General features: G+C 67.6%; 10 protein-coding genes and 1 tRNA gene. 3 read left to right on the top strand and 8 right to left on the bottom strand.

What is annotated here, in order from left to right; genetic code table 11:
* Both GM672_RS29030 and GM672_RS26150 read left to right on the top strand, forming a co-directional pair.
* On the top strand, nucleotides 1-181 hold a 181-nt coding region (locus GM672_RS29030; protein WP_211517440.1), incomplete at its 5' end, for a hypothetical protein.
* Nucleotides 182-243: 62 nt separating this feature from the next.
* Entirely contained in the window at nucleotides 244-1,836 is a 1,593-nt protein-coding gene (locus GM672_RS26150; protein WP_155473450.1) for an amidase, read from the top strand.
* A 15-nt stretch (nucleotides 1,837-1,851) separates the two neighbouring features.
* On the opposite strand, the gene dbpA is transcribed toward GM672_RS26150, so the two are convergent.
* The 3 genes from dbpA to GM672_RS26135 all read right to left on the bottom strand — a co-directional run bounded on the left by dbpA (nucleotide 1,852) and on the right by GM672_RS26135 (nucleotide 5,348).
* Nucleotides 1,852-3,258 carry an ATP-dependent RNA helicase DbpA gene (gene dbpA / locus GM672_RS26145; RefSeq protein ID WP_155473449.1) on the bottom strand — a complete coding sequence of 469 codons (1,407 nt, stop codon included), beginning with the start codon at nucleotides 3,256-3,258 and terminating at the stop codon, nucleotides 1,852-1,854.
* 105 nt (nucleotides 3,259-3,363) lie between these two features.
* Nucleotides 3,364-3,594: a hypothetical protein gene (locus tag GM672_RS26140; RefSeq protein ID WP_155473448.1), complete on the bottom strand. Its 231-nt coding sequence runs from the start codon at nucleotides 3,592-3,594 to the stop codon at nucleotides 3,364-3,366.
* Nucleotides 3,595-3,737: 143 nt separating this feature from the next.
* Complete coding sequence (locus GM672_RS26135; RefSeq protein WP_155473451.1) at nucleotides 3,738-5,348, bottom strand: acid phosphatase; 1,611 nt, start codon at nucleotides 5,346-5,348, stop codon at nucleotides 3,738-3,740.
* A gap of 196 nt (nucleotides 5,349-5,544) precedes the next feature.
* On the opposite strand from GM672_RS26135, the gene GM672_RS26130 reads away from it, so the two are divergent.
* Entirely contained in the window at nucleotides 5,545-5,994 is a 450-nt protein-coding gene (locus tag GM672_RS26130; protein WP_155473447.1) for a GFA family protein, read from the top strand.
* A 53-nt stretch (nucleotides 5,995-6,047) separates the two neighbouring features.
* Here the strand turns inward: GM672_RS26130 and GM672_RS26125 are convergent.
* The 5 genes from GM672_RS26125 to GM672_RS26105 all read right to left on the bottom strand — a co-directional run.
* Nucleotides 6,048-6,124, bottom strand: a tRNA-Met gene (locus tag GM672_RS26125).
* 77 nt (nucleotides 6,125-6,201) lie between these two features.
* Complete coding sequence (locus tag GM672_RS26120; protein WP_155473446.1) at nucleotides 6,202-7,365, bottom strand: methyltransferase; 1,164 nt, start codon at nucleotides 7,363-7,365, stop codon at nucleotides 6,202-6,204.
* A 109-nt stretch (nucleotides 7,366-7,474) separates the two neighbouring features.
* On the bottom strand, nucleotides 7,475-8,467 hold the full coding sequence (locus GM672_RS26115) for a hypothetical protein (RefSeq protein ID WP_155473445.1): 993 nt from the start codon (nucleotides 8,465-8,467) through the stop codon (nucleotides 7,475-7,477).
* Nucleotides 8,468-8,531: 64 nt separating this feature from the next.
* Nucleotides 8,532-8,741 carry a hypothetical protein gene (locus GM672_RS26110; RefSeq protein WP_155473444.1) on the bottom strand — a complete coding sequence of 70 codons (210 nt, stop codon included), beginning with the start codon at nucleotides 8,739-8,741 and terminating at the stop codon, nucleotides 8,532-8,534.
* Between the two features lie 68 nt (nucleotides 8,742-8,809).
* A partial coding sequence (locus GM672_RS26105; RefSeq protein ID WP_308807471.1) for an SbcC/MukB-like Walker B domain-containing protein occupies nucleotides 8,810-9,880 on the bottom strand: 1,071 nt, incomplete at its 5' end.

The raw sequence follows: 9,880 nt of genomic DNA, 5'->3' as shown, positions 1-9,880 counted from the left end.
CGTCCGCACCGCCGCGTACTCGTCGATTTCCATGCTCACCTCCGTCTTGGCTAATGCCAACTTACGGTATGACAATGGTCGAGCCAAAAAGTTCCTTGCGACCGGGGCACAGCGCCTTTTTTTTCGCCTGTACGCCTGCGCGTCCAGAAGGGTTTGCTTCTGGGTTGAACAACAACATTAATAATTCCTCAGCAAGCCCGCCAGCACTGCTATCCTTGCACGATTCACCAGGGGAGGGCAGGGATGGACCGCAGGAATTTTGTGTGGATGGGCTTGGCAGTCGGCGGCATGGCGGCCGTCAAAAGTACCCACGGAGCGGTGCCGAGAAACGCCCCGCCCAGCATTCTCGAGGCCGGCGTCGCCCAGCAGCAGGCGCTGATGGCGGCCAACAAGCTGACGGCGCATGCGCTGGCCTCGCAGTACCTGGCCCGCATCGGCAAGATCGACCGGGCCGGTCCCCGCCTGAATGCCATCATCGAGCTCAATCCGGAAGCGTTGAGGATCGCCCGCGACATGGACCGCGAGCGCCAGGCACGCAGGCTGCGCGGTCCATTGCACGGCATTCCCGTGCTGTTGAAGGACAATATCGCCACGGCCGACCGCATGAGCACGACGGCCGGCTCGCTGGCGCTGGACGGCGTGCGCGCCGCCCGCGATGCCCACGTGACGGCGCGGCTGCGCGCGGCCGGCGCCGTCATCCTCGGCAAGACCAACCTGAGCGAATGGGCCAATATGCGCTCGACCCAGTCCGTCAGCGGCTGGAGCGGACGCGGCGGCCTGACCCGCAACCCTTACGCGCTGGACCGCAACTGCAGCGGCTCCAGTTCCGGCTCGGCCGCCGCCATCGCGGCCGGGCTGGCCACCCTGGCCGTTGGCACGGAAACGGACGGCTCCATCGTGTCGCCCGCGTCGATCTGCGGCCTGGTCGGCATCAAGCCCACCTTGGGACTCGTCAGCCGCAGCGGCATCATCCCCATCGCCGCCTCGCAGGACACGGCCGGTCCGATGACGCGCACGGTGACGGACGCGGCACTGCTGCTGAACGCGCTGGCCGGGCCGGACGCCGACGATGCCATCACTGGTGAAGGCGCCGCCCATGTCGTCGACTACACACGAGCGTTGCAACGCGATGCCCTGCACGGCAAGCGGCTGGGCGTGGCCCGCAATTTCTTCGGCCTTAACGATGAAGTGGACGCTCGCATCGAGGCCGCCCTGGCCGTGCTGAAGGCGCAGGGCGCCATCCTCGTCGACGTGCAGGTGCCCAACACGGACAAGTACGGCGACAGCGAAACCCAGGTGCTGCTGTATGAATTCAAGCCGGGCCTGGCCGACTACCTGCGCCGCTATGCGCCGGGCGCGCCGGTGGAGACGATGGCTGACGTGATTGCCTTCAACCGCCAGCACGCGGCGCGTGAACTGCGCCATTTTGGCCAGGAGCACCTGGAGCACGCGGAATCGAAGGGCGGACTGGACAGCAAGGAATACGTGGAGGCGCTGGCACAGTGCCGGCGCTATGCCCGCGCGGAAGGGCTGGACAAGGTCATCGCCGAGTTCAGGCTCGATGCGCTGGTGGCGCCGACGGGTGGCCCGGCCTGGCTGACGGACTTCGTCAACGGCGACCACTACGGCGGCAGCTTCTCGTCACCGGCGGCCGTGGCCGGCTATCCCCATGTGACGGTGCCGGCCGGCCAGGTGCATGGCTTGCCGGTCGGCCTGTCGTTCGTCGGCGGGGCCTATTCGGATGCGGCGCTGATCGGCATGGCGTATGCGTACGAGCAGGCCAGCCTGCTGCGGCGCGCGCCGGGGTTTGCAGCGAGCGTGAAGCTGCCCGCCTGACCCGGTCCTGGTTTTTTAAACGTCGATGAAGCGCATCTTGAAGTTGCGCCCCTTGAAGCTGCCGAAGTCGCCGCCCAGCTTGCTGGCGCCGTTCAGGCGGGCAAAGGCGTCGTAGGCGACGCGGCGGTCGATGGCGACGTAGGTCTGGAATTCGGTGACATTGATCTTGCCCACCTGTTCCTTGACCAGGCCGGCGTCGCCCGTCAGCGCGCCCAGCACGTCGCCCGGGCGCAGCTTGTCCTTCTTGCCGGCCGAGATGCACAGGGTCATCATCGGTGCCGCGTCGCCCTGGGCGTACTCGTCCACGTCCAGCTTCTTCAGGTCATGCCATTCGACGGGCGCGCCCTGATATTCCTCGATCAGCTTGACCCACTTCTTCTCGTTCGGCGCGCACAAGGTCAGCGACAGGCCCTGCTCGTCGCCGCGGCCCGTGCGGCCGATCCGGTGGATGTGCACTTCCGTGTCCTTCGACACGTCCGCATTGATCACCGCTTCCAGGTTCTGGATGTCCAGGCCGCGGGCGGCCACGTCGGTGGCGATCAGGATCGAGCAGCTGCGGTTGGCGAACAGCACGAGGATCTCGTCGCGCTCGCGTTGCTCCAGTTCGCCATACAGGGCCAGCGCGGAGAAGCTCTGCGCCCGCAGCGATTCGAGCAGCTCGCGGCAATGCACCTTCGTATTGCAGAAGATGATGGCCGAGGCCGGCTGGTAATGCTTCAGCAGGCGGCCGACGGCCGCGTCCCGGTCGTCGAAGCCGATTTCGTAGAAGCGCTGCACGATCTTGCCGCTGTCGTGCTGGGCTTCCACCGTGACTTCGACCGGGTCGGCCAGGAAGGCTTCCGTGGCCACGCGGATGTCATCCGGGTAGGTGGCCGAGAACAGCAGGGTCTGGCGCCGTTTCGGGCAGGCGCTGACGATGCCGGCGATCTCGTCGTAGAAGCCCATGTCCGTCATGCGGTCCGCTTCGTCCAGCACCAGCGTCTGCACGGTGGACAGGTCGATGGTCTGGCGGCCGATATGGTCGCGGATGCGGCCCGGCGTGCCGACGACGACGTGGGCGCCGTGTTCCAGCGACGCGATCTGCGGACGCATCGGCGCGCCGCCCGTCAGCACGAGGATCTTGACGTTGCCGACGCTGCGGGCCAGCCGGCGCAACTCACCGGCGACCTGGTCGGCCAGCTCGCGCGTGGGGCACAGCACCAGCGCCTGCGTGGCGAACCAGGCTGGATTGAGCTTGTGCAAGAGGCCAATGCCGAAGGCCGCCGTCTTGCCGCTGCCCGTCTTGGCCTGGGCGATCAGGTCGCGCCCTTCCAGCACGGACGGCAGGCTCTGCGCCTGGATCGGCGTCATGGTCTTGTAGCCCAGCGAATCGAGATTGGCGAGGAAGGAGTCGGTGAGGGGCAGGCTGGCGAAGGAGGTCATGGCAGGGCGCGGTGGCGTGTGAGGTGAATCGGTAGTCTAGCAAAGCTGCACCGGGTTTTTGGTGTCAGCATGCGGCATCAGGGTGGTGCGGGCCGTGCCGGCGGATTACAGTTCCGCGCTGCCCCAGACGGGCAATCCCGTCAGGTCGAGCCCTTCGTCGCGGCGCCACACGGGCAGGCCGGAGGCGTCGGTATCTTCCAATAATTGCATCTGTTCCTGCTTCAGCGCAGGGCGACGCGCCCGCGGGGCCGGCGGGCGTTTCGGCTCCGGCGCCAAAGGTTCGGCCGGGCCGAAGCCGGGCAGGTCGAACGTCGCGTTGTCTTTTTTGTCTCTCATGGTCTGGCGGCGGCGTGTGCCCCGAAAAACAAAAGCCCGGCTGCAATAGTCGGGCTTTCAATGTAAAGCGGTGCGCAGTGTAACACAAAGCAGGCATGCCGTGACAGGAGGGCATTGCCGACGGTTAAGTCAATCCCGGCGACTTACCGGAACGCCAGCGCCCCCGTCAGGTCCCCCGGCGGCATGGCGCCGCGCGCGGTGAAGGCTTCGTTGCGTTCGGCCAGGCCTTCCAGCAGCGGCAGGCCGTGCAGGCGCGTGATGAAGCGCAGGATCGACGTGGTGTCGTAGAAGTTGTGGTCCACCGCGCCCTTCTTGGCAAACGGCGAGACGACGATGGCGGGAATGCGCGAGCCGGGGCCCCAGCGGTCGCCCTTGGGCGGCGCCACGTGGTCCCACCAGCCGCCGTTCTCGTCGAAGGTCACGACCACCACCATGTTCTGCCATTGGCGCGAATGGCGCAGGTGCTGCAGTACGTTGACGATGTGCTGGTCGCCGGACTCGATGTCGGAGTAGCCCGCGTGCAGGTTCAGGTTGCCCTGCGGCTTGTAGAAGCTCACCGCCGGCAGCCTGCCGGCGACGACATCGGCCAGGAACTTGTTCGAGATGGGACTGTCGCCCAGGCCGCCGTCGCGCAGGTGTTCGGCGCGGGCGGCCGTGCCGGGAGCGTAATTGGCGAAGTAATTGAAGGGCTGGTGGTGGGCCTGGAAGTTCGGCTTCGATCCGCCGCCCCTGGCGTCCAGCGCGGCCTGCCAAGCGCCGCCGTACCAGGCCCAGGACACGCCCTTGCGCGACAGCAGGTCGCCGATGGTGTCGAAGGTCTGCGGCGGCAGGGTGTTGGCGTCGTCCGGATCGGCCAGCATCGGGTCGCCGCCGGGCGCCGCGCGCACGTAGCTGGGCTGGAACGGTGGCGACATCGTGTTGACGGCATAGCCGTCCGGCGTGATGGCATGGTCGGCGACGAATCTCGGCCGGCCGTCCAGCGCCGACTTCGGCGAGTCCGGCGCCAGTGCCAGGCGGCTGCCCGTCGGGCCGTCTGCCGTCACGCTGATCTTCTTCTTCGCCTTGGTCTGGGCGGCGTTAAAGTACTCCGGCGTGCGACCGGAGATCAGGAACTGGTGGTTCAGGTAGGAGCCGCCGAAGGCGGCCATGAAGAAGTTGTCGCACAGGGTGAACTCGCGCGCCACCTGCCACAGGCCCAGGTTCCTTTCCGTCTCGCCGTAGTAACCCATGACCAGGCCGCCCGCATCCGTCCACGCGGCAAAGCCGTCGTTGCGCCCGCCGTTGATCTGCATCTGGTTCTGGTAGAAGCGGTGCTGCAAATCGCGCGTGATGACGGCTTCCGGCAGCGGCTGGCCGGCCGCGTCCTTCAGCGCGAATGGCGCGTTCGGCAAGCCCTTGATGTCCTCTTCCTTCAGTTCGTAACGCTTGCCGGCGATATCCTGCGGCACCGGCACGGCGCCGCCCCACACCCTGGGCAGTTCCGGCAGCACGCTGCCGTCGACATCCTTCTGGCGGTACTGCTCCGGCGTCACCGCCGACAGGGGCGCGGCCAGGCCGGGGAAGCCGGCGAACAGGTTGTTGAAGCTGCGGTTTTCCAGGTAGATGACGACGACGTTCTTCACGTGCGCCTTCAGCTTCGTGTCCAGCGAGCCCTTGACCGACTTCGGCGCCGGCTTCGCTTCGGCCATGGCGGGCAGGGCGCCCAGCACGCCGGCGGCGGTGGCGGCACCGAACAGGCGGCGGCGCGAAGGCATGGCCGGAGCGTCGGGGGATTGTTCCGGCAAATCGTTGGGGTCTGGCACGCGCGGCTCCTGGAAGATGGGGGAGGAATAATTATGCGGCTGGGAGTGTAGCACCGTGGCGGCATCGGTCAAGGGCGGCGGGCTTGCGGCCAACGCAGCGCCGGGAGACAATCGCGCCGCCGAATTGTTCACTTGATAAGGAAAGCAAATGACGACCGATCCGATCACCGCGGCCTGCCTGTGCGGCGCCGCCACCCTGGCCCTGCACGGCGAGCCCGTGGCCCGCGCCCACTGCCACTGCAACAGCTGCCGCGACACTTACGGCACGGCGCTGCTGTCGGCCACCGCATGGCCGGCGGCAGCCGTCGATGTCGCCGGCACGACCCTGGCGACCTACCAGCATCCCGGCCGCCACCTGGCGCGTACGTTCTGCCGCGACTGCGGCGACACGCTGTTCGGCACCAACCGCCTGGGCATGCGCGTGGTGCCAAACAGCCTCGTGGCGCGCGCCCACGGCGGCACCTTGCCCGCCAGCCTGGCGCCCGTACTGCACTTGTACTATGCGAACCGCATCGTCGATATCGACGACGCGTTGCCGAAATATCTGGAAGGGTGGGATGGGGCGCTGTACAACGACGGCGCAAAAGCAGGCCAATAAGCGCCAAAGAAAAAGCCGCTGATCCTGTAAAGAATCAGCGGCTTTCTTGAATCTGGTTGCGGGGACAGGATTTGAACCTGTGACCTTCGGGTTATGAGCCCGACGAGCTGCCAGACTGCTCCACCCCGCGTCTGAGGCAAGAATTATATACCGCGATGGCTGGCTTTGCAAGGGCGCCTTTTTACGCCCCGTCAAAAACCTTTGCCGTCACGCAGCGCCGAGGCGCCACAGCGACGTCAGCTCGGCCGAGCGGGCCGCATGCAGCGGGTCGGTGGCATCGCTGGCGCGGGGATGCACGGGGCGCACGTCGCTGCGGTCGATGACCTTCAGGCCGGCCTGTTCGATCCATTCCAGCAGTTGCGCGCGCGGGCGCAGGCCCAGGTGCTCGGCCAGGTCCGACAGGATCAGCCAGCCTTCGCCGCCTTCCGTCAGGTGCTCCTTCAGGCCGGCCAGGAAGGCCTTCAGCATGCGGCTGTCCGGATCGTAGATGGCCGACTCGATCGACGAGCCGGGGCGGGCCGGCACCCACGGTGGATTGCACACGACCAGCGGCGCGCGGCCGGGCGGGAACATGTTCGCTTCCACCAGCTCGACCTGGCCGTCCAGGTCCAGGCGGGCGATATTGTCGCGCGCGCAGGACAGGGCGCGGCGGTCCATGTCGGTCGCCACGACTCTGGCCACGCCCCGTTTCGCCAGCACGGCCGACAGCACGCCCGTGCCGGCGCCGATATCGAAGGCCAGTTCCCTGGCGCCGCGCGGCAGGGGCGCTTCGGCCACCAGTTGCACGTATTCGCCCCGCACGGGGGAGAACACGCCGTAGTGGGGGTGGATGCGCCCGTCCAGCGCCGCGATCTCGACCCCCGTCTTGCGCCATTCATGGGCACCGATGACGCCCTGCAGCTCGCGCAGCGAAATGACGAAGGCATCCTCGCCCCGGCCATAGGCTTCGTTGCAGGCCAGGCGCACGTCCGGCGCGCGGCGCAGTTCGATCGTGTAGCCCGGCTCGAACGGGATCAGCAGCATTGCCAGGGTGCGGGCGCGCTGCGACTGGGCCTGGCGGTGCAGGTGGAAGGCCTCGGCCGGGGTGGCCGGCACCTTGGCTTCCCTGGCTTTCTTCTTGCCTTTGCCGTGCTTGTGGTCGGCCCGGCGGGCCAGCGCCTGCAGCAGCTGGCGCGCGTTGTGGAAATCACCCCGCCACAGCAGCGCCGTGCCCTCGCACGCCAGCCGGTAGGCCGTGTCGGCATTGGTGGTGTCGTCGGCCACGATGACCTTCTTCGGCGGCGGCATGCCCGCCTCCGAGTGCCAGCGCGCGCTGCGTTCGGCGCCCTGTTCGGTCCAGTGGATGGTGGGAGGCGTGACGGCTGCTTGCATGGAATGGCTCTGCTTTGGTGTTTGCTGCATGGTAAACGGCGAAACCGCCTGCACCGGCGGTTTCGTGTGGAGCTGCATTATAACGTCGCCGCTCCCGGGGCGGCCGGGTTCAGGCCGCGTCGTCGGGTTTCGGCGTCGTCGAAATGGTCAGCGGGATATCGCCGCCGCTGCGCACCGGCTGCTGCTGCGTGTCGACGACGGGCGCCGGCGCCGGGGCGGACTGGCTGACCGGCACCTTGACGGGCGCCGCCTGCTTGTCCACCACGGGGTCGGGCCCGGGCGCCGACTGGCCCGACCCCACCTTGATCGGCGCGGCCTGCTTTTCCACTGCCGCGTAGGCGTTGGCGGCATTCTTCGATTTGGAGGTGGCTTCAGGCGGGCTGTAGATGTCCAGCGCCGACGCATTGTTCACCAGGTTCATCAGCCGCAAGGACAGGGTGCCCAGCTTCTCCGCGCCCGTGGCGCCGTCGGCCTGTTTCCCGATGGCGCCGGAAATCTGCTTGTCCATCATCTTGAACAGGTCGTTCAGGCTGCCCGGCCATTCGATGTCCGGGAACTCGACGGCCGGCAGCGGCATGGCCGGATTCTGCGCGGCCAGCTGCTTGCGCTGGTCGCTTTCCGAGCCGGCCACGGCCGTCGTGGACGCCTCGTACAGCACTTCCACTTCGAAATCGTACTTCTGGCCGTCCGCCAGGGTGATGGTGCCCTTGCCCATGAAATGGGCGCTGTCCTGCAGGCTGAAGCCGGCCGCCTCCATCACCTTGCCGCCAGCCTCGCTGCGCGAGACCCCCGTGGCGAAGGCGGAATTCGATTCCAGGCTGACGGCATCGAAATCGATGGTGGCGCCCTTCATGGCGTCGCCGAACAGGCGCCCGGCGAAACTGCCGAGCAGGCTCTGGGCCAGGTCGACGGTGGCATTGCCCAGGCCCGCGATGCGCTGCTGCAGGTCGATGCCGTTGCTGGACAGGGCGACCTGGTCCTGCGCCGGCACCTTGACGGGCGCATTGGCCGACTTGCTGACGGGCGACTGCTGCTTGTGGTCGGCCAGCGGGCTGCTGGTACTCGTGTAGGGACGGGCGCCGAACGGGTTGATCGAAGTCATGATGGCCTCTCGAAAAGGATCTGCTTTCTCAACATCGGCAGCCGCGCCGATAACTTGAGGACAATCAGTGGTGGTGCGTCCACAAGCCGTTCGAAGCCAGGTAAGCCTGGACGGCTTCGGGCTGGCCGATGGCATGCAGCTTCACTTCGCCGCAGGCGCACACGCCCGAGTACGGCGTGATGTGGGAGCAAGCGGAAACTTTTTGCAGGGAAACTTGGACGGCCTTGGCGCATTTGGCGCACTTGAACGTCAGGGTACGGGGTGCTTTCAGCATGATGCCGCTCTTGTAAAGTCGAAAGGGCGGCATTTTACCGCGCGCCGCCCGGCCGGGGTTCGAAGGCCTCAATATACGCTGATCGCGCTCCGTCCGCCCGCGCACGGCTGCACGAGGATGCGGGTCGCGATGCGCTCCGTCATTTCCTGCACGTGCGAGATGACGCCCACTTTCCGGCCCATCGATTGCAGGTTGTCCAGCGCGTCCATGGCCACCCGCAGCGTTTCCGCGTCCAGGCTGCCGAAGCCCTCGTCGATGAACAGCGACTCCACCCGCACCCGGTTCGACGACAGCGAGGCCAGGCCCAGCGCCAGCGCCAGCGACACGAGGAAGGATTCGCCGCCGGACAGGGAGTGCACGGAGCGCATGTCGTCGCCCATGTGCAGGTCGCGCACCAGGAGGCCCAGCGAAGGCTGCGACGGATTGTCGATGCGCTTGAGCTGGTAGCGGGGCGCCAGCTGGCCCAGGTGGGCGTTGGCGTAGCCCAACAGCACGTCCAGGGTGAACTGCTGGGCGTAGTTGCGGAACTTCTTGCCGTCGGCCGAGCCGATCAGTTCGGCCAGCCGGGCCCACTTGCGCTCGACGGCTTCCTGCTTTTCCAGCTGGGCCAGCACGGCGCTGGCGCGCCGCCGGCGTTCGTCGTCCTGGGCCAGGCCCAGCTTGTGGGCCGTTGCCACGTCGTGCGCCGCCGTGCGTGCCACATTCAGTTCGGCCAGCGCCGCCTGCAGCATGGCCAGGGTCTGTTCGCCGCCGGCCGGCGCCGCGTCGCGGTGGCGGTCGCACTGGGCCTGGCGTTCCTGCAGCACGGCGCGGGCATGGGCCTCGGCCTGCTCCAGGGCCTGCAAGGCCTGGCGTTCGGCGCGCACGGCGTCCAGCGGATGGGCCAGCAGGGCGCGCAGTTCGCCCAGCGAGGCGATGCCGACATCCGGCGCCGGCGCGAACAGGTCCGGCTCCGTGCGGGCCTGCTGGAATTCGTCCAGCCAGGCCGCCAGTTTCGCCATCGCCGCATCGGCCGCGTCGCCCAGTTCGGCGATGCGGCGACGGCCCTGCACCAGCGCCTCGTCGCAGCGCGTGCGCCGCTCGGCGGCCTGCTGGGCCGCCTGCTGCTGCGCGTTCAGGCGTTCGCGCGCCGCATCGCA

It is taken from the genome of Pseudoduganella buxea (assembly GCF_009720835.1).
Classification (GTDB): Bacteria; Pseudomonadota; Gammaproteobacteria; order Burkholderiales; family Burkholderiaceae_D; genus Rugamonas; species Rugamonas buxea.
The sequence above is the reverse complement of the archived record's forward strand: the minus strand, read 5'-3'. Positions and strand labels throughout refer to the sequence as shown.